General features: G+C 42.4%; 19 protein-coding genes. 14 read left to right on the top strand and 5 right to left on the bottom strand.

Features of this window, described 5'->3' with window-relative positions; genetic code table 11:
• The first annotated feature begins 57 nt into the window (after positions 1-57).
• Entirely contained in the window at positions 58-657 is a 600-nt protein-coding gene (locus AAGR14_RS00715) for a tRNA-(ms[2]io[6]A)-hydroxylase (protein ID WP_342646673.1), read from the top strand.
• Between the two features lie 25 nt (positions 658-682).
• Here the strand turns inward: AAGR14_RS00715 and AAGR14_RS00720 are convergent, their stop codons facing one another.
• Positions 683-2296: an FAD-dependent monooxygenase gene (locus AAGR14_RS00720; protein WP_342646674.1), complete on the bottom strand. Its 1614-nt coding sequence runs from the start codon at positions 2294-2296 to the stop codon at positions 683-685.
• Positions 2297-2374: 78 nt separating this feature from the next.
• Complete coding sequence (locus AAGR14_RS00725) at positions 2375-3085, bottom strand: SAM-dependent methyltransferase (RefSeq protein WP_342646675.1); 711 nt, start codon at positions 3083-3085, stop codon at positions 2375-2377.
• 56 nt (positions 3086-3141) lie between these two features.
• Between AAGR14_RS00725 and AAGR14_RS00730 the strand changes: the two genes are divergently transcribed.
• Entirely contained in the window at positions 3142-3858 is a 717-nt protein-coding gene (locus tag AAGR14_RS00730; RefSeq protein WP_342646676.1) for a hypothetical protein, read from the top strand.
• A gap of 104 nt (positions 3859-3962) precedes the next feature.
• Here AAGR14_RS00730 and AAGR14_RS00735 read toward each other — a convergent pair whose 3' ends face one another.
• From AAGR14_RS00735 to AAGR14_RS00745, 3 genes are all read right to left on the bottom strand, one after another.
• Positions 3963-5216, bottom strand: a complete 1254-nt coding sequence (locus tag AAGR14_RS00735; RefSeq protein WP_342646677.1) for an aminotransferase class I/II-fold pyridoxal phosphate-dependent enzyme — start codon at positions 5214-5216, stop codon at positions 3963-3965.
• Between the two features lie 141 nt (positions 5217-5357).
• Positions 5358-6095 (bottom strand): acyl-CoA desaturase, encoded by a 738-nt coding sequence (locus AAGR14_RS00740; protein ID WP_342646678.1) that lies wholly within the window; start codon positions 6093-6095, stop codon positions 5358-5360.
• Positions 6096-6268: 173 nt separating this feature from the next.
• Positions 6269-7318 carry an LLM class flavin-dependent oxidoreductase gene (locus AAGR14_RS00745; RefSeq protein ID WP_342646679.1) on the bottom strand — a complete coding sequence of 350 codons (1050 nt, stop codon included), beginning with the start codon at positions 7316-7318 and terminating at the stop codon, positions 6269-6271.
• A gap of 248 nt (positions 7319-7566) precedes the next feature.
• Between AAGR14_RS00745 and AAGR14_RS00750 the strand changes: the two genes are divergently transcribed.
• The 12 genes from AAGR14_RS00750 (at position 7567) to AAGR14_RS00805 (ending at position 18992) form a co-directional block, all read left to right on the top strand.
• A complete protein-coding gene (locus tag AAGR14_RS00750) occupies positions 7567-8655 on the top strand; it encodes an ATP-binding protein (protein WP_342646680.1) in 1089 nt (362 codons plus the stop codon).
• Between the two features lie 17 nt (positions 8656-8672).
• A complete protein-coding gene (locus tag AAGR14_RS00755; RefSeq protein ID WP_342646681.1) occupies positions 8673-9107 on the top strand; it encodes a response regulator in 435 nt (144 codons plus the stop codon).
• A gap of 112 nt (positions 9108-9219) precedes the next feature.
• Positions 9220-9666, top strand: a complete 447-nt coding sequence (locus tag AAGR14_RS00760) for a hypothetical protein (protein ID WP_342646682.1) — start codon at positions 9220-9222, stop codon at positions 9664-9666.
• A gap of 124 nt (positions 9667-9790) precedes the next feature.
• The gene (rplM, locus tag AAGR14_RS00765; RefSeq protein ID WP_342646683.1) at positions 9791-10234 is read left to right on the top strand and encodes a 50S ribosomal protein L13; all 444 of its coding nucleotides are present in this window, start codon (positions 9791-9793) and stop codon (positions 10232-10234) included.
• A 21-nt stretch (positions 10235-10255) separates the two neighbouring features.
• Positions 10256-10642, top strand: a complete 387-nt coding sequence (gene rpsI / locus AAGR14_RS00770) for a 30S ribosomal protein S9 (RefSeq protein ID WP_342646684.1) — start codon at positions 10256-10258, stop codon at positions 10640-10642.
• Positions 10643-10663: 21 nt separating this feature from the next.
• A complete protein-coding gene (rpsB, locus tag AAGR14_RS00775; RefSeq protein ID WP_342646685.1) occupies positions 10664-11524 on the top strand; it encodes a 30S ribosomal protein S2 in 861 nt (286 codons plus the stop codon).
• 145 nt (positions 11525-11669) lie between these two features.
• Positions 11670-12521: a translation elongation factor Ts gene (gene tsf / locus AAGR14_RS00780; protein ID WP_342646686.1), complete on the top strand. Its 852-nt coding sequence runs from the start codon at positions 11670-11672 to the stop codon at positions 12519-12521.
• Positions 12522-12583: 62 nt separating this feature from the next.
• Positions 12584-13696: an N-acetylglucosamine-6-phosphate deacetylase gene (gene nagA / locus AAGR14_RS00785; protein ID WP_342646687.1), complete on the top strand. Its 1113-nt coding sequence runs from the start codon at positions 12584-12586 to the stop codon at positions 13694-13696.
• Positions 13697-13729: 33 nt separating this feature from the next.
• Positions 13730-14434, top strand: a complete 705-nt coding sequence (gene pyrH, locus AAGR14_RS00790) for a UMP kinase (protein WP_342646688.1) — start codon at positions 13730-13732, stop codon at positions 14432-14434.
• Between the two features lie 142 nt (positions 14435-14576).
• Entirely contained in the window at positions 14577-15140 is a 564-nt protein-coding gene (gene frr / locus AAGR14_RS00795; RefSeq protein ID WP_342646689.1) for a ribosome recycling factor, read from the top strand.
• Positions 15141-15214: 74 nt separating this feature from the next.
• Complete coding sequence (locus AAGR14_RS00800) at positions 15215-16969, top strand: ABC transporter ATP-binding protein (protein ID WP_342646690.1); 1755 nt, start codon at positions 15215-15217, stop codon at positions 16967-16969.
• A 238-nt stretch (positions 16970-17207) separates the two neighbouring features.
• Positions 17208-18992: an ABC transporter ATP-binding protein gene (locus AAGR14_RS00805; protein WP_342646691.1), complete on the top strand. Its 1785-nt coding sequence runs from the start codon at positions 17208-17210 to the stop codon at positions 18990-18992.
• The last annotated feature ends 38 nt before the right edge of the window (positions 18993-19030 follow it).

Raw genomic sequence — 19030 nt, forward strand, 5'->3', positions numbered from 1 at the left:
AAATACTGTTTAATTGATGGAACGACTTCTCTTTACTAAAATCTTATCTTTACAGCTGTGAGCGAAAGAACCATTTTAAAACTGCAATTACCCACCGATCCGCGTTGGGTAACCAACGTGGTGGAAAGTAATATTGAGGAAATATTAACCGATCATGCTTTTTGTGAGCAAAAGGCGGCCAGTAATGCCATTACGCTCATTGTGCAAAATCCTAACCTGAGCGATTTGGTGCAGGAGATGGCTTTGCTGGTGCAGGAAGAAATGGATCACTTTAAGCGTGTACACGACATTATTTTGGCCCGCGGCTATACATTGGGCCGCGAGCGTAAAGATGATTACGTAGGCGAGCTGCTCAAATTTATGAAAAAGGGTGGCAGCCGCGAAGAGCAACTGATAGACCGCCTGCTTTTTGCTGCTATGATTGAGGCACGCAGTTGTGAACGCTTTAAGGTGCTATCCGAAAATATCAATGATGCCGAGCTGGCCGCTTTTTATCATGAGCTGATGATTAGTGAGGCTACCCATTACACCACCTTTATACGCCTGGCAAAAAAGTATGCCGGCAAAATTGATGTAGACAGCCGCTGGAATGCCTTTTTGGCCTATGAGGCCGATGTGATTAAAAATTACGGTAAAAAGGAAACTATACACGGTTAAGCCTTGGAGAGTCCGGCAATTTAAGCTAAGCCGGACTGGTAGGGTAGGGAATACATCCTGCTACATTTTCGAGGTAATTTTTCATCATTTCCAGATCTACCACGTCGTTAATAAAGCCAATATGCATATCGGGCCGCACAATAAGCGCTTTGCTTTGCCCGGCGTTAATCCCAAATGTATCAAAAACCCGCTGGTTTTTTACCGATGGCGGCAGGTGATAAAAGTTAAGCCATCCATTATAATTCTGCGTAATCCATTTGGCTAGGCTAAATACGTATAATTCCTGCAATAAACCCATGGTAATTAAAGTAAAACCGGGTTTGCCGCACCAGGCGTGTAAGTCGGTTTGTTGCTGTTTTTTCTCGTCGTATATTTTTAAATAAGGTAGCCTGTCGCCTGCTTTAATAGTAGTTAATTGACTCAAATGCAAATTTAAGCTGCTATGGGTGTAGCTAATACCGGTTTGCGATACGCGTTTAAAAAGCTTAAACCTTAAGGCTTCGTTTTGCCATGCCTTGCGTAACAGTACTGGTAAAAGCCACTTTTTAGCCGGCCTGGCCCATAAGCTATCTGATATAATTATTTTAAATGCCCGGTCAGTACTTTGAAGTAAGTCTTTAGCTACCGGCATGCGCTCGGCAGCATAGCTGTTTAATATCTCCGGTTTTAATTTATTTTGTATTACACCTGCAAGTTTCCAGGCTAGGTTGTAAGCGTCCTGCAGTCCGGTATTCATGCCCTGCCCGCCAATAGGAGAGTGAATGTGGGCCGCATCGCCAATTAAAAAGCAACGCCCTAGGCTAAACCTGACCGCCATGCGGTGATGCAACTGGTAGGTAGTAAACCAGGTACAATCTAAAACGGGCAGATTACTGCCGGTAATCTTTTTTAAAGCAGGCAGCACGTCGGCTAACGTAAATTCTGGCTTGTTGACTAACTCTGGCGGAATATTGCCTACAATGCGATAAGCACCCTGCCCAGGCATCGGGAAAAATGCGGCAAAGTCTCTCGGCGCTAAATAAATGTTAATTAGTTTCTCATTACCCGGCATAATTACATCCGCCAGGTAAAACCGGCTGTGATAGGTATCTCCATTAAACCGAATTTGCAGCTGTTTCCTTACCTGGCTATGTGCACCATCGGCCCCAATGAGCCACTGGCAGGTTAAAGTATAGTGTTGTTCGCCATTGCTCAGGGTTGCTTTAACTTCGCCCGGTTGCTGTTGCAAATCTGTTAATGAAGTATTCCAGTATACCGGGCAGCTTCTATCTGTCAAATAATTGAGCAGCGTTCGTTCGTTCTTATTTTGTGGATAGATATGTACAAAGGGGAAAGGCGTTTCGTCCTGCCCAGTGTTTTGTATAGCAAAACTGGCTTTTTGTTCGCCCTCATCATAAAAGTTGACGCCTGCGGCTGCAAAGCCTTCTGCAATAACGGTATCGACAATGCCTAACTGACGGTAAATCTCTAAGGAGCGTGCTTGTACGGCCAGCGCTCTTGACTGGCGGGTTGGCCCCTGACGGTTATCAATAATAACAGGTTGCAGGCCGTAGCGCAGTAATTGTGCTGCCATCATTAAGCCTGATGGTCCGGCGCCTACAATTAATACCTGGGTTGGGCTTTGAGCAACAGGTGTCATATCCAAATATGCTCAAAAATATTGGGCTGATGAATTAAGTCAATCAGTAAATAATAGCTGCGAATATATCAGACCGAATCATGCTTTATACAGCAGAAAAATAACCGGACGTTTGTGCAAATCAGGTTGCTGCTTTTTCCATTGGTCAACGGTTTGGGTTTGTACCATCTCGTCGAGCGCGGTAAGATTACAGGCAATGCATAGCCGGGTTGCTGGTTTGCAAACTTTTAACACTTCATCCAGCAATTGGTTATTACGGAATGGGGTTTCGATAAACAACTGTGTCTGACCAAAGCGTTCGGCCTGGCTTTCTAACTCTTTAATGCGCTTGCTGCGCTGGCCTTTATCAATAGGCAAATAACCATGAAAAGTAAAGCTCTGCCCGTTAAACCCCGAGGCCATCAGCGATAATAAAATAGAGCTTGGTCCAACCAAAGGCACTACCTTAATGCCCCGGCGATGCGCTTCGGCTACGATGTCTGCTCCAGGGTCGGCTACGCCCGGGCAACCGGCCTCGCTCATTAAACCGGCATCGCGACCGGCAGTTAAACCGCTAAAAAAGGTGGCAATATCTGCACTGCGCTGGTGCTTGCCATAATCGTGTATGATGAGTTGGTTTTGCGGGGTAGTCAGGCCGGCTTGTTTAAGAAACTTGCGGGCAGTCTTTTCGTTCTCTACAATATACTCGGTAATCTGGTTAATGGTATGTACCAGGTAGGGCGTAAATGATTGGGCCGCGGCATCATCAGCAAGCGGAACCGGTATTAAAAAAAGTGTTCCGGCGGGCATGTTGCAAATTTGGCTTTTTTATTTTTAAATTAGGTTAAACAATAACATAGTTGCGTATGAAATCACTGAGTAAAGATTGGTTTATAGAGGGAGTTTTTGATTTTGAACACAAAAAGTATGTTTTACTGGCTTATTTGCAGGAAATTAACCGGCACTTCGATAAAAGTCATTTATACCCTAACTTGGCCGACCTGATGTTTCATTACCGTAACCTGCTTAATTTTAAAGATAATAAAACGGTACTGCAACAAACCTTTCCGCAGCGGATAAGCAAAGCCGACTTTGAAGCAGTAAAGCTTACTTATAAAAAGATGGTGCAGGATGATTACACCATGCAGGAAATAGAGCGCATTATAACCTACGCCTTAAAAAAGATGGACCCCGCCCTGCAAACGGGGCAGGAGATTTACGATTTTGTAGAAAGCTGCCTGGATATTGACCCCATAGGTTTAGTACCGCTGATGCCTTACAATGGCTATTTTACGCTAAGCAACGGCACCCACAGAACTAATTGGGTGTATGAATATCAGATTGCCTTGTTCGAAAACCAAAGCGATAAGTACCGGGGCATCCACATTAACCTGATTGATATTTTTGAGCAAAGTTTGGTAAACACACCACAAGCTATCAAACAGCAACTCATCAAAAACCGCAGGCATTTGCCTAACCCGGCCATGTACCATGTGCAAAGCAATGTGACTTTCCCCTTAGAGCAAACGCTGTTGCCGGTAGCCAAACGGCGGTTGGTGAGGTTTATATCTGATGCGGCTTAGCTAACATAAAATGTACGTGCCTATAAAAAAATAAGCCGTACTGTTGGTCATGTTTAGCAAAACCAGCAGCACGGCTTATTTTTATAAACGTTTACTACTGATGGCTATTTCAGTGCGCTTAAGGCTTCGCGAATTCGCGGTATCATGTTCTGGATGTCTTCGAGTGTTGAGGTGCCTACCGATGCACGGAACCAGGTTACATCCTCGCCGGTGCCAAATGCCGAGAACGGCACTAAAGCTACTTTGGCCGCTTTTATCAGATAAAAATTAATATCGGCTGATGTTTGCAATACCTGGCCATCAGGTGTGGTTTTGCCAATGTAATCAACTTTTACCGTCAAGTAAATAGCGCCCATAGGCTCAATAGCATCCACAGCTAAACCTTCGTCCTTCAGTTGCTTAAAGCCGTTGTACAGTGTGCTCAGGCTTTCCTGTACGCGGCCGCTAAAATTATTGAGGTATTGGTGCAAAGCATCAGTTTGCTGCAGATACTTGGCGGTAGCTACTTGTTCTGCCTTTGGTGCCCAGGCACCCATGTGGCCAACAATAGATTTCATTTGGGCAATAACCTTTTCTGGTCCAAAGCCCCAACCCACACGTACACCAGTGGCAGCCAAACATTTCGAAATGCCGTCAATGTATAAGGTATAATCTTTTAATTCGGGGCGCAGGGTAACCGGGTCATAATGCTTTTTGCCAAAAGTGAGCATGGCATAAATTTGGTCGTACATAATGTACAGTGGTTTTTCGCCGGGCTGGCGCGACGCGTTTTCGGCAATCACCAGGTCGCAAATCTCTTCCAGGTCGGCTTTCTCAAACATGGTACCGGTAGGGTTTTGCGGCGAACATAAGCACAGCAATGTAGCTCCTTTAATGTGCGGGGCAATATCACCTGCTTTAGGTAAAAAGTTATTTTCGGGCGTGGTGCTGATTTGTATTTCCTGCGCGCCGGTAATATGAGCGTAGTGGTTATTATTCCATGATGGTAATGGATAGATTACCTTATCTCCCGGATCAATCAGAGCTAAAAAAGTAGAGTAAATTAAAGGACGCGATCCGCTGGCAATTAAAACCTCATTAGGGGTTACTTCAATGTGGTGCTGTTCGGCTAAAAATGTAGCCACCTGTTTGCGCAGGTCCAGTAATCCGTCAGCCGGCGGATAATTGGTTTGATGGTCCTGATAGGCCTCAATAATACCCTGCTGCAATTCGGCAGGGATAGGGTAGATATGCGGGTCAAAATCGCCGATGGTTAAGTTGGCAATTTGCTGGCCCTGGCGTTTAAGTTCGTTTATCTCGTTTCCTATTTTAATAATCTCAGAACCTTTTAAGGTTTGAGCCAAAACCGATACACTCATAGTTGTTTGTTTATGAGGGGCAAAGATAGGGGTTTGGCAGTAAGATTTTAGCTTATTAAACGATGTGTTACAATTAGCAAGAGGCAATAAAAAAGGTCGCTAATTAGTTAACGACCTGCAAATATCATGAATGCTGTAATGTTAAACAGCCGACGGCTTGCGTAAGCGGATAATGCGCATCCAGTGCATTACTTTCATCACCGGGTAAACCGGGTCAATTTCAAACCAGCGGGCACCAAAGTTAGGGCTGTTAGGGCGTTTGTGGTGATTGTTCTGGAAAAGCTCACCCAGCATTAAAAAGTCGAAAGGGGTGGTGTTTTTAGATTTATCACCATTGTCAAAGTTTGAGTAGCCGTATTTGTGTCCGCACCAGTTTACAATAGCGCCATGTAAAGGGCCCATGATAAACTGGATAGGTAACAACAACCACTGCCACCAGGCATCAGCAAAAGCGGCGTAAAAGGCTACATATAACAAGCCGAACCCAATACGGGTAACAGTATGCGAACCATAATAGTCAAGCAAACGCCACTCCGGATAGTTGCCTCTGAATTGGGCTTCGGGCTCGCGTATACGCTTTTCATAAATTCTGAAACTGATTGCAGTTTTATACATCATCTGAAACACATCCGTAAAAAAGTGCGGCGAATGCGGGTCTTTTTCGGTATCGCTGTAAGCGTGATGTTCGCGGTGCATAATTGCATACGCACGCGGATTTAGAAACGATGATCCCTGGCAAATAAAGGTAAGCGTGTGAAAAATACGTTCAGTTACTTTTGGCGTGCTGAACATTTTATGAGCCGCATACCGGTGCAGGTAAAACGTTTGAAAAAACAAGGATAAAAACCAGTGGCAGAAGAAAAAAATAATAATAATCACGTTGTAAGTATATTATAGTACAGTACTATAAATGATTTTAAAGAGTGTTGTTAATTTGCGCAAAGGTAGCACTTAATAAGCTAAATGTTAATAGTTTTCCACAATAAAACAGTCTCTTTTTGTGCTTACCTTTGGTTAGTATACGTATTATAATTAACTCCCGGTTTTACGTTTTATTGCAAAAAATGTTCATGGGCACTTTGTCTGCTCATGTCCAGTTCAAACTGACGGGCCAGTAATCGGTATGATTCCAGGCGGTCTTCAAAGTGTTCAGTAATGGTCACCAGCATTACCTCGTCAACCTGGTAAGTGTTAGCCAATTTAGTAATGATAGTTTTCATTTGTTGGGGCGTACCGCTGATGACGCGGCGTCGGTTAATTTGGATACGTTCCTGCTCCTGCAGGGTATAAGTAGCATTTTTAACGTCATCATAGCCTAACGGATTAATTCCACCACCTTTTTCAAACTGTATAAAGCGATAATCCATTATAGCCTGGTGCTGCCTTAATTTTTCTTCATCTTCTGAGCAAAAGGCAAAGATCGCCACGTTGGCTTCGGGCAGTGCTAAATCTTCAGACGGTTCGAACCGTGCCCGGTAAAGGTCGATAGCATTGGCTCCACCTATAGGGTTAATAAAGTGTGCGAACGAAAAGCCCATACCAAAATGAGCCGCATACAAACTACTTTGCCCGCTCGAGCTAAGCAGCCATTGCGCCGGCACAGTATCAATCATGGGTATAGCTCTGATGCGGGCAGCTACCGGCCCATCTTCGGCCGTGTCATGAAAATAGTTTTGCAAGTCCATCAATTGTTCGGCAAAGTCCTGCTCGTTAAACTGGTTAGAAGGATTGAGCACGGAGGCTGTCAGCCGGTCGGTACCCGGTGCACGGCCCATACCTAAATCAATACGGCCCGGAAACAGGGCTTCCAGCATCCTGAAATTTTCGGCAACTTTTAAAGCACTATGGTTAGGCAGCATAACGCCCCCCGACCCTATGCGCAGGTATTTGGTTTGCCCAGCCAGGTGAGCAATCAAAACCTCGGGGGTTGAACCTGCCAGGCTACCGGTATTATGATGTTCTGATACCCAATAACGGGTGTAGCCTAACGCGTCGGCCAGTTTAGCCAGCTCCACCGTTTCATGTACGGCCTGCGCTGCCGTTACCCCTTTTCGTACCGGCGACTGGTCGAGCACACTTAGTTTAATAGCATTCATCATCATCTTTGTACAATTATCGGGCTATCGGCAGATAGCTGTACCGAACGTTTTCATTTATGGCTTTGAGCTTACATAATTGTGAAAATAACTGAGTTGCTTTTTAGTAAGGGTGGAGATTTCCATTAAGTTAATTTGTTGACCTATCAGCTAATTTTTAGTCTTTTCTTTTTAACGCGTGCTTATCTTTTATTAGTTTTCAGGTACTAAATTATTGTAACCTTTTAATATCTCTCCATTAGCTTTATTAAAGTATGAACAACGCAGTGAAGCAGTTTCGGCTGTCAAAGATGGTTGAAGAAATTGAAGACTACGCGATACTGCTGTTAGATGAGAACGGGAATATTGAAAACTGGAACAAAGGCGCTGAAAAGATAAAAGGGTACAAAGCGAGCGAAATTATCGGAAAGAATTTCAGGCTGTTTTACACGGATGAAGACCGCGAAAACCTCAAACCAGAATCACTTATAGAAACTGCTAAAACAAAAGGCAAGGCCATAAGCGAAGGTTGGCGGGTGCGTAAAGACGGCAGCCAATTTTGGGGAAGCATTGTTATTACTGCTATACACGATGAACAGGGTAGTATTGTAGGATTTACTAAAGTAACGCGCGATTTAACCGACAAAATGCTGGCGGCCGAAGCCATACAGCAACACCTGAAAGAGCTACAGCTAAAAAATAAGGAACTGGAACAGTTCGTTTACATTGCCTCTCACGATTTACAGGAGCCTTTACTTACCGTAAGCAGCTTTGTAGAATTGTTTAAAGAAGAGTACGGGCATTTATTTGACGGTGACGGGCAGCTTTATATGGAGTACATTAATCAAGCAACCAGCCGGATGCGCAACCTCATCAAAGATTTGCTCGACTACTCGCATATTGGTAGAGAAAATGGCATAAGGAAAGTTGATGTTAATGGGTTGCTGGCCAATATTGTAAGTGATTTAGACCAGCGTATTGCTGTAACAGGAGCGCAAATTATTTATGGCCAGATGCCATCTGTAACCGCGTATGCTACTGAGTTAAGGCAGCTTTTTCAAAACCTGATTATTAATGCGCTTAAATTTTACCGTAAAGATGTGCCGCCTGTAATTGAAATAAGTGCAGAGCCTTTTAAAAAAGGGTGGCGATTTAATGTAAGCGATAATGGAATAGGTATTGAGCCGCAGCACGAAGAAAAGATTTTTTTAATATTTCAGCGTTTACATAACCGTGAAGAGTTTTCGGGCAATGGGATTGGGTTAGCAAATTGCAAAAAGATAGCTGTGATGCACAACGGAGATATTAGTGTAAAGTCGGTGCCGGGTAAAGGCAGCGTATTTAGTTTTACTATTGCATTATAAATATAATTAACCACTCAATGCCAAAAATTAAAGACCTGGAGTGTGTGCTGTTGATTGACGATGATAAGCCCACCAACCTGATTCATAAAAAGGTAATTGAAAAAACAGGATTGGAAGTAGAAGTACAGGCCCTATCCTCAGCTAGCGAAGCACTCGATTTTTTAACCAGCACCGGTAAATATGAGCAGACCGATCAAATGAGCAAGCCGGGCATTATTTTTTTAGACATCAATATGCCGGGAATGAACGGGTGGGAATTTATGGAAGCTTACCAGCAATTGAGCGACAGCCAGAAAGCGCGCATTGTGGTTATTATGCTTACTACCTCGCTCAACAACTCTGACCGCGAACGTGCCCTGCGTGATAAAAACATTACCACTTTTTATCATAAACCATTACGTGCTAATATGGTGATGGATTTGGTGAATCAGCATTTTGATGCCAATTTATAACAAACTATAAGTGTTACGCTCAATAATACTGCTTTGGTTATCTGCTTTAACACTAATAAAGCAGCCGGTATTATGTATGCTCGGGCCTGATTTAAAACGGGCGAGGGATATTTTGCATCATACTCATGGAATAAACCTTGCCCATGAAGATCGTAACTTTAATTTTAAGGCGTTTAATTTTTTTACAAAGCTTAATTTAAACGGATACAAATTTACCGAAGAGCGCATCAAAAACTACTATATTAAATCGTGGAAAAGTTCGGGTGTTGAACAAATCAGGATGTATGAAGTGCACAGCTCTGTGCACGTTGATACGGCTGTTATGATATCTATATACTCTATTAATAAAAAAACAAAGTACCCTGTACAGCAAACTTTCAATTACCGAAGTTACTTTTTGTTTAGAGCCGAACAGCCCAATTTGCATTTTACCATCAACGTTAAAGGCGATGTCATGGCGTTTGACGTTGGAAAGCATGCAATAGGAATTATGTATGAAGACGTTGCAATAGGGGAAGAATTACCTGACGCAAAAGCGTTAAGAAAAATACTACATTAATTACCCGACTTCTTCTTCATGAATTTTTTGCAAACCACTTGTAAATTAATTGGATACTCGTATCTTTGCAGTCCCGAAATTACGGGGTATAGTAAACTGTTTCATATAAATTAATTTAAAGCAAGTGAATACGTTAAGTTACAAAACTGTCTCAGCCAACAAAAAAACCGTTAACAAACAATGGGTTGTTGTTGACGCGGAAGGCGAGATTTTGGGGCGCTTGACCTCTAAGATTGCTGCAATCATCAGAGGTAAACACAAACCAGGCTTCACTCCAAACGTAGACTGCGGTGATAACGTTATTGTTATCAATGCAGACAAGGTAAAACTGACCGGAAACAAATTTGCCGACAAGCAATACGTTTCTTACACTGGTTATCCAGGTGGTCAGCGTTTCATTTCTCCTAAGGAGTTAATGGCTAAATTCCCTGAGCGCGTTATTGAGAAAGCCGTTCGTGGTATGTTACCTAAAAATCGTTTGGGCCGTGCCATTTATGGCAACCTGCACGTTTATGCCGGTGCTCAGCATCCGCATGCTGCGCAAAACCCTACAACCATTAACTTTTAATTTTAAAGGAGAAAAGAAAAAATGCCAACAACTAACACTTCAGGTAGAAGAAAAACAGCTGTTGCCCGCGTTTACTTAAACGAAGGTAACGGTGCCCTTACCGTTAACGGTAAAGATTACAAAGAGTATTTCCCAACCTTGCCATTACAATACGTTGCTACCCAATCTTTACTGGTTTCCGGTTCAGAAGGTAAATTCGATATTATGGTAAATGTTGCCGGTGGTGGTGTAAAAGGACAGGCAGAAGCCGTTCGTTTAGCTATCGCTAAGGCTATTGTTGAACTTGATGCTGAGAAAAAACCTGCATTACGTGCCAAAGGCTTAATGACTCGTGATGACCGTATGGTTGAGCGTAAAAAACCAGGACGTCGTAAAGCACGCAGGAAATTCCAATTCAGTAAACGTTAATATTTTAAGGAGGACACAACAATGGCAAGAACAACATATCAGGATTTACTGGATGCAGGTGTACACTTTGGCCACCTTACCCGTAAATGGGATCCGAAAATGGCGCAGTACATTTTCATGGAGCGTAATGGTATCCACATTATCGATTTAAATAAAACCTTAACCAAGGTTGAAGAAGCTGCTTCAGCTATAAAACAAATTGTAAAATCAGGCCGTAAAGTTTTGTTTGTAGCTACCAAGAAACAAGCAAAAGATATCGTTGCCGATTATGCAAAAACAGTAAACATGCCTTTCGTAACCGAGCGTTGGTTAGGTGGTATGTTAACTAACTTTGCTACCGTGCGCAAGTCAATCAAAAAGATGTCAAACATCGACAAATTGACTAAAGATGGTACTTACAGCAATCTTTCTAAAAAAGAGCGTCTGATGATTCAGCGTGAGCGTATTAAATTGGAAACTTTGTTAGGTGGTATTTCTGATTTAAACCGTTTACCGGCTGCATTGTTCCTGATCGACGTTAAGAAAGAGCATATCGCTGTATCTGAAGCTTTGAAGTTAAACATTCCTACCTTTGCAATGGTAGATACTAACTCTGACCCTTCAAACATCGATTTCCCTATTCCGGCTAACGATGACGCTACCAAATCAATTTCATTGGTTACCGGTATCATTATCCAGGCTATTCAGGAAGGTTTAGATGAGCGTAAACGCGAAAAAGAAGACGAAACTGAAAAAGAAGGTGCTGCTGCAAAAGCAAAAGTTGATGGCGGCAGTGATGCTGCTGCTAACGAAGGCACCCGTCGTCGTCGTGTAGCTGCTGAAACTGAAGCACCATCAGACGCTGTTGATACTACAGCCACTGAAGGTAACGGCGCTGCTTAATAAGCATATATAAAGTTGCCGGTTGCGGGTTGTTAGTATTTAAATGCTGCAATTTGCAATTGGCAACTTTCTTTTTATAAACAGATCACTAATTTTGCTATGAATTGCCATACAGGCAAAACATAGCATACAATCCATAAAAACAATGTCTACAGTACAAATTTCTGCATCAGACGTAAACAAACTGCGCCAGCAAACCGGTGCAGGTATGATGGACTGCAAAAAAGCCCTTACCGAAACCAACGGCGACTTTGAAGCAGCTATTGACTATTTAAGAAAAAAAGGCGCTAAAGTAGCAGCTAGCCGTCAAGACAGAGAATCTAACGAAGGTGTGGTTATTGCCCGTACTTCTGAGGATGGCAAACGTGGCGTAATTATATCTTTAAACTGCGAAACCGACTTTGTGGCTAAAAATGCTGAGTTTATTGCGTTTGCTAACGCTATTGCAAACGGGGCAGTACAACACCTACCGGCTACTATTGACGATTTAAACAACCTGGAAATCGATACCGAAACTTCACGTGTTAAAATTGGTGAAGCTATTACTGACATGACCGGTAAAATCGGCGAGAAAATCGGTGTATCTAAATACGAAGTATTAGAAGGCGAGAAAGTAGTTGCTTACATCCACGGTAACTTCCGTTTAGGTGTATTGGTTGGCTTAAGCGCTAATGTTGCAGGTGCAGAAGAAGCCGGTAAAGACGTGGCGATGCAAATTGCGGCCATGAACCCTGTTGCTTTAGATAAAGGTGATGTTGACGCTACTACTATTGAGCGTGAATTAGCTATTGCTAAAGAGCAAATCCGCGCTGAAGGCAAGCCCGAAGAAATGGTAGAAAAAATTGCTCAGGGTAAACTGAACAAATTTTATAAAGATTCTACATTGTTAAATCAGGAGTTTGTAAAAGACCCGTCTAAAACTATTGTTCAGTTTTTAAACGGTGTTGAAAAAGGTTTAACGGTAACCGCATTTAAGCGAGTTGCTTTAGGAGCTTAATTATTAAATCCCCGCCTTTCAAAAGGCGGGGATTTTTTTTGAACTTTATTTTAATAACCAGAATGTTAACAGCGTTATACAACACTCAAATTGTAACCGGTGGTGCCATCACCTCAGGTAAAGCTGTTATTATTGATCAGGATAAGATATTAGCTGTTGTTAACGAACAGGACATACCGGCCGGTGCACAGCTGATTGACCTGAAAGGCGACTACATAGCGCCTGGACTACTCGACTTACAAATTTACGGTGCAGGCGGTGCCTTATTCGGCGGGTTACCCAGTGAGGCGGCCTTGCGGCAAATGGAAGTTGCACTGCTGCAACAAGGGTGTACAGGGTTTTTTGCCACTGTGGCAACTAATAGTGAAGAGGTTGTTTTAAAGGCAATTGATGCTGCCAAGTTGTATAGTAAGCAGGCTGTAGGTAACTTTTTGGGTTTGCACTTAGAAGGCCCGTATCTTAATGCCGCACGAAAAGGCGCTCATCCCGAAAAGTATATCAAGAAAGCTACATTAACAGAGGTTAAAAGCTGGATTGAACTGGCTAACGGCGAAATTAAAATGATGACTGTGGCGCCTGAATTGCAGGATGAAGAAGTTATTGACTATCTGCGTAGCCAAAATATCATCCTGTCATCCGGCCATAGCAATGCAACTTATGAGCAGGGTAAACAGTTTTTAAATCAAAGCATCCCGGCAGTAACACACCTGTATAATGCCATGCCGCCCATTCATCATCGCGAACCGGGCATTATCCCGGCTATTTTTGAAGAACAGCCTTATACGAGTATAGTGGCCGACGGTATCCATGTTTCGTACCCCATGATTAAACTGGCTAAGCGTAATTTAGGTAACAAATTGTTTTTAATTACTGATGCCGTTACTGAGGCAACTGAAGGTACTTACCAGCACCAGTATAAAGACAATCGGTACGTAATGCCCGATGGTACGCTATCCGGTTCGGCACTAAGCATGTTACAAGCCGTAGCTAATTGCGTAAATTTTGCGGGTATCGAATTGAGCGAGGCTATCAATATGGCTTCATTGTATCCGGCGCAATTAGCTAATTTATCAACTAAAGGAAAAGTAGAAGCCGGATTTGAGGCAGATTTGATTATTTTTGATGCCGGGCTTAATCATAAATTTACCGTATTTAAAGGTAAAGTACACAACTAATATTTCACTAAATACTATAAAATCATTATCTGCATGAAGTACAACAGAATTTTACTGAAGCTAAGCGGCGAATCGTTAATGGGCGCAAGGCAATACGGTATTGATAATGCACGTGTGCTGCAATACGCACATGATATTAAAACTGTTTGTGATGCCGGCATTGAAGTAGCCATTGTTGTGGGCGGAGGTAACATTTTTAGGGGATTAAGCGCCGAAAAATCGGGTATGGAGCGTGCGCAAGCTGATTATATGGGTATGCTGGCCACCGTAATTAATTGTATGGCTTTGCAAAGTGCCTTAGAAGGTATTGGCGTAGATACCCGTTTGCAATCGGCCATTAAAATGGAGCAGATTTGTGAGCCTTATATCCGTCGCCGCGCCATGACTCATTTAGAAACCGGCAAAGTAGTCATCTTTGGTGCAGGTACAGGTAACCCTTACTTTACTACCGATACTGCTGCTTCGCTACGTGCTATCGAAATTAAGGCAGATGTTGTGTTAAAAGGTACACGTGTAGACGGTATTTACACCGCCGACCCGGAAAAGGACCCTACCGCTACCCGTTATGATGAGGTAAGCTTTGATGAGGTTTACAGCAAAGGGTTGAATGTAATGGATATGACTGCGTTTACGTTATGCCAGGAAAACAAATTGCCCATCATCGTATTTGATATGAACAAAGAGGGTAATTTCTTAAAGATTGCCCAAGGTGAGAAAGTAGGCACTTTAGTAAAATAATCATTAATATATCCCAGATACAGTTTTAATGATGGAGCATTTATTAAATCAAAAACTGGAGTTTTTGTTATCTTAATTACTTACTCGCGTTACCGACTATATCAGGATTTACTATTTTTGCAATTACAAAAAATAAAATACAATGAGCGAACTCATTAAGAAACAACTGAATGATGCCAAGTCTTTGATGGACAAAGCTATAAGTCATACAGATAACGAGTTATCAAAGATACGTGCTGGCAAAGCCAGTCCGGCTATGCTGGATGGTTTAGTGGTAGATTACTATGGTACCCCTACGCCATTAAGCCAGATAGGTAACGTAAATACCCCGGATGCACGTACTATCGTAATCCAGCCGTGGGAAAAATCGTTACTGGTGCCTATCGAAAAAGCAATTAAAGAATCATCGTTAGGTTTTAACCCTCAAAACGATGGCAGTATTATCCGTATTAATGTACCGCCACTAACCGAAGAGCGTCGTCGTGAGTTGGTTAAACGTTTAAAAAGTGAGGCCGAAAACGGTAAAGTAGCCATCCGTAATATCCGTAAAGATATTAATGATAAAATTAAGAAATTAAAAACCGAAGGCGTTTCTGAAGACGAAATTAAAGTAGGAGAGGCCGACGTGCAGAAACTGGTTGATACTTACATTGTAAAGGTAGATCAACTGTCCGACGCAAAAGAGAAAGACATTATGACGGTTTAAATCTTAAATCAACGTCAAATTAAAGGGAATGAGCATATTGCATCATTCCCTTTTTTATTTTTGCGCCATAATCTATGAAGTTACTTTTAACCTATTTATCCAAACATCGTTGGGTAGTGTTGCTGGCTTTGGCCTTAGCGGCTGTTAACATTAGTTTTTCCCTGCTCGATCCATATATTACTGGTCGTGTTGTCGACCGTTTTATTGAAAAACGTAAGCTATTAAATCATCATGAGTTTGTTTGGGGTGTGCTTACCTGGGTGGGTTTAGCTGTTGGAGCGGCCATGGTATCGCGTATAGCCAAAAACTTTCAAGATTACTTTACCAACATCATTACTCAAAAGGTTGGTGCCAATATGTACGCTGATGGTTTAAAACACTCGCTTGAGTTACCATACCAGGTTTTTGAAGACCAGCGCAGCGGCGAAACCTTGGGTATTTTGCAAAAAGTACGCCTAGACTGCGAAAAGTTTATCACATCATTCATCAGTGTGCTGTTTGTGAGCCTGGTAGGTATGGTGTTCGTTATTTTTTATTCGTTTAGCGTGAGTTATAAAGTAACGCTGGTGTACTTCGCAGCTATCCCGGTTATCGGTTTTGTGAGTACCGCCTTAAGCAAGCGCATTAAGAACATACAACGCACCATCGTAGCCGAAACTACAGCTTTGGCTGGATCAACCACTGAGTCTTTACGTAATATTGAATTAGTAAAAAGTTTAGGCTTGGTAAATCAGGAGATTAACCGCCTCAACAAAACCACGTACAAGATACTCGACCTGGAGTTAAAAAAAGTTAAGTACGTGCGCAGTATGAGCTTTGTACAAGGTACTACTGTTAACCTGGTACGCAGTATTATGGTGATAATTTTGCTGTTGTTGATATTTGAAGAAACTATATCACCGGGGCAGTATTTTACCTTTCTGTTTTACTCATTCTTTTTGTTTAACCCGTTGCAGGAGTTAGGGAACGTTATCCTGGCCTGGCGTGAGTCGCAGGTCTCTTTAGCAAACTTTGAGCAAATCATTAACACGCCTGTTGAGGTTAAGCCCGAAAAGCCGGTACTGTTAGAAAAAGTGAAAGACCTGATTTTTGCTAACGTAAGCTTTAAGCATTTAACCGCTAACCGCAATGCTCTTAACCATATTAGTTTTGGGGTAAAAACGGGTACCACCATTGCCTTTGTTGGGCCATCGGGTTCAGGTAAAACCACCTTGGTGAAGCTTTTGGTGGGTTTATATCAGCCTTTGCAAGGCGATATTTTATATAATGGTGTGCTGAGTAAGGAAATTGATTTAGATCGCCTGCGCGAGCGGATAGGCTTTGTAACACAGGATACGCAACTGTTTTCGGGTACTATTCGCGAAAACCTGCAATTTGTTCGCCCCAACGCTACTGATGAAGAGTGTATGCAGGTTTTGCAGCGTGCTGCTTGCCGAACTTTGCTGGCCCGTGCTGATAAGGGACTTGACACCGTAATTGGTGAAGGTGGTGTTAAAGTATCAGGCGGCGAAAAGCAACGCTTATCTATAGCACGTGCCTTATTGCGTAGGCCCGATATTTTGGTATTTGATGAGGCCACCTCGGCCCTTGATTCTTTAACTGAAGAAGAAATTACGGAAACTATTAAAGAAGTATCGGAGCACCAAGAGCATATTACCATTTTAATTGCTCACCGTTTAAGTACCATCATGCATGCTGATCGCATTTATGTGTTAGAGAAAGGGCAGATTATTGAAGAAGGCAAGCACCTGGATCTAATCAGTCAAAAGGGCTTGTATTACGCTATGTGGCGACAGCAAATCGGTGAAAAATTTACTACAGAAGCGTAATATACATCTTAAAGTTGTGATTTGGGATTTGCTTAAAGCATCCATGCGGCAAATAGTAATGTTAAATTAAATTTTCGTTTTCGTAATTAGTGGTATTTTTTGTTTGCAGGCTTTATAGTATACTCTTAATATCAGTCTTAAATTTTAACAGTTTCGTAAAAATCAAATAAAAGGCAAGTATTCTTCGCATTCGGACGTTTTAATTGTTGTAATATTTTTATAACTGTCCGTTTACTCTATGGATATATTGTTTAAGTACCTTAAAAAACATAAGTTTTCGGTAGGCATGGCGCTCTTAATGACAGCGCTAAACCAATGCTTTGCTTTGGTTGACCCGTTAATTACCGGAAAAATAGTTGATGACTACATTGTAAAGCGGGATATGTACTCCCGTTTAGATTTTATAAGCGGTGTGGTATGGTTGGTTACCATAGCTGTAGCCGCAGCCTTGTTTTCCAGAATAGCCAATAATTTTCAAGATTATTACACCGTCACCATTGCGCAAAAATCGGGTGCCGAGGTTTACGCTGATGGAATGAAGCATGCGCTGGCTATGCCGTTTTACGAGCACCAGGATCAGCGTAGCGGTGAAAAACTGGGCATGTTGCAGCGCATACGCAGTGATATTGAAAACTTGGTTAAGGCATCTATCAACGTTACTTTTATGGCAATGTTTGGTATTGTGTTCGTGGCTGTATATTCCTTTACTATCAGTTATAAAGTAACACTGGTATTTTTTGTCGCCGTTCCTATTATTACCTGGTTAAGCTGGATATTATCAAAGCGCGTTAAGGTAATTCACCGTGCTATCGTTTTAAAAACTTCTGTGCTGGCCGGTCGAACTACCGAGTCTTTAAGAAATATCGAACTGGTTAAAAGCCATGGCTTGGCTAACGAGGAAATTGACCGTTTAAATAAGAATACTTACAAAATACTTGCTTTAGAAGTTGCTAAAACAAAACTGTTGCGTGTGCTCAGCTTTGTACAAGGCACCACTGTTAACCTGGTGCGCAGCAGCATGGTAGTTGTACTACTGGTACTTATTTTTGATAAAGAAATTTCTGCAGGGCAGTATTTCAGCTTTTTGCTGTATGCATACTTCCTGTTCGGCCCATTACAAGAGTTTGGCCACATGGCATTAACCTGGCGCGAGGCACAAATATCGTTGGCTAATTATCGCCGTATTATGAGCCGGCCTTTGGAGGCCATCCCCGATAACCCGGCTGATTTAACACATATTGATCAGATCTCGTTTGAAAATGTACAGTTTAAGTATAACGGTACTAAACGGTATGCTATAAAGGATATTTCGTTTCATGCTAATAAAGGCGAAACAGTGGCCTTTGTTGGGCCGTCTGGTTCGGGTAAGTCTACGCTCATTAAGTTATTAATTGGCTTATACAAACCCATCAGCGGTAAAATAATGTATAACAGCATTGAGAGTGACAATTATCACTTAGATATGTTTAGGCGCCGCCTTGGGTTTGTTACGCAGGATACACAGCTGTTTTCGGGCACAATTAAAGATAACCTTACTTTTGTAAAGCCCGACGCGACGGATGAAGAATGTTTGGATGCGCTAAACAAGGCGGCCTGTCAGGGCATGCTTTCGCGCGCCGACGATGGTATTCATACCCTAATTGGTGAAAGTGGTGTTAAAATATCGGGTGGCGAAAAGCAGCGCTTAAGTATTGCCCGTGCTTTATTACGGCACCCTGATGTATTGTTGTTTGATGAAGCTACCTCGGCTTTAGATTCTATTACCGAAGAGGAGATCAGCAAAACGGTACAACATATCTCTAATCTAAAAAATCGTATTACACTGATTATTGCTCACCGCTTAAGTACCATTATGCACGCCGACCGTATCTATGTGTTAGAAAACGGCGACGTGGTAGAGGTGGGTAACCACCACGAGTTACTGGAGCAAAAGGGTTTGTATTACGCCATGTGGCGGCAACAATCAGGAGAACGCAAACTACAGGAAGAGCTGGATGCGTTTACCGAAAGTGAGGTATCATAAACAGCGCACATCCACTAAAAACGTTATGTTTAATGGTA

Origin of the sequence: Mucilaginibacter sp. CSA2-8R (genome assembly GCF_038806765.1) — a bacterium.
GTDB lineage: Bacteria > Bacteroidota > Bacteroidia > Sphingobacteriales > Sphingobacteriaceae > Mucilaginibacter.

Coding starts and splice junctions, on each gene's coding strand:
- pyrH (WP_342646688.1), top strand. CDS start 13,730: ATGAAGTACAACAGAATTTTACTGAAGCTAAGCGGCGAATCGTTAATG.
- rpsB (WP_342646685.1), top strand. CDS start 10,664: ATGGCAAGAACAACATATCAGGATTTACTGGATGCAGGTGTACACTTT.
- AAGR14_RS00755 (WP_342646681.1), top strand. CDS start 8,673: ATGCCAAAAATTAAAGACCTGGAGTGTGTGCTGTTGATTGACGATGAT.
- frr (WP_342646689.1), top strand. CDS start 14,577: ATGAGCGAACTCATTAAGAAACAACTGAATGATGCCAAGTCTTTGATG.
- AAGR14_RS00805 (WP_342646691.1), top strand. CDS start 17,208: ATGGATATATTGTTTAAGTACCTTAAAAAACATAAGTTTTCGGTAGGC.
- AAGR14_RS00720 (WP_342646674.1), bottom strand. CDS start 2,296: ATGACACCTGTTGCTCAAAGCCCAACCCAGGTATTAATTGTAGGCGCC.
- AAGR14_RS00745 (WP_342646679.1), bottom strand. CDS start 7,318: ATGATGATGAATGCTATTAAACTAAGTGTGCTCGACCAGTCGCCGGTA.
- AAGR14_RS00735 (WP_342646677.1), bottom strand. CDS start 5,216: ATGAGTGTATCGGTTTTGGCTCAAACCTTAAAAGGTTCTGAGATTATT.
- AAGR14_RS00750 (WP_342646680.1), top strand. CDS start 7,567: ATGAACAACGCAGTGAAGCAGTTTCGGCTGTCAAAGATGGTTGAAGAA.
- AAGR14_RS00800 (WP_342646690.1), top strand. CDS start 15,215: ATGAAGTTACTTTTAACCTATTTATCCAAACATCGTTGGGTAGTGTTG.
- AAGR14_RS00730 (WP_342646676.1), top strand. CDS start 3,142: ATGAAATCACTGAGTAAAGATTGGTTTATAGAGGGAGTTTTTGATTTT.
- rpsI (WP_342646684.1), top strand. CDS start 10,256: ATGCCAACAACTAACACTTCAGGTAGAAGAAAAACAGCTGTTGCCCGC.
- tsf (WP_342646686.1), top strand. CDS start 11,670: ATGTCTACAGTACAAATTTCTGCATCAGACGTAAACAAACTGCGCCAG.
- AAGR14_RS00725 (WP_342646675.1), bottom strand. CDS start 3,085: ATGCCCGCCGGAACACTTTTTTTAATACCGGTTCCGCTTGCTGATGAT.
- nagA (WP_342646687.1), top strand. CDS start 12,584: ATGTTAACAGCGTTATACAACACTCAAATTGTAACCGGTGGTGCCATC.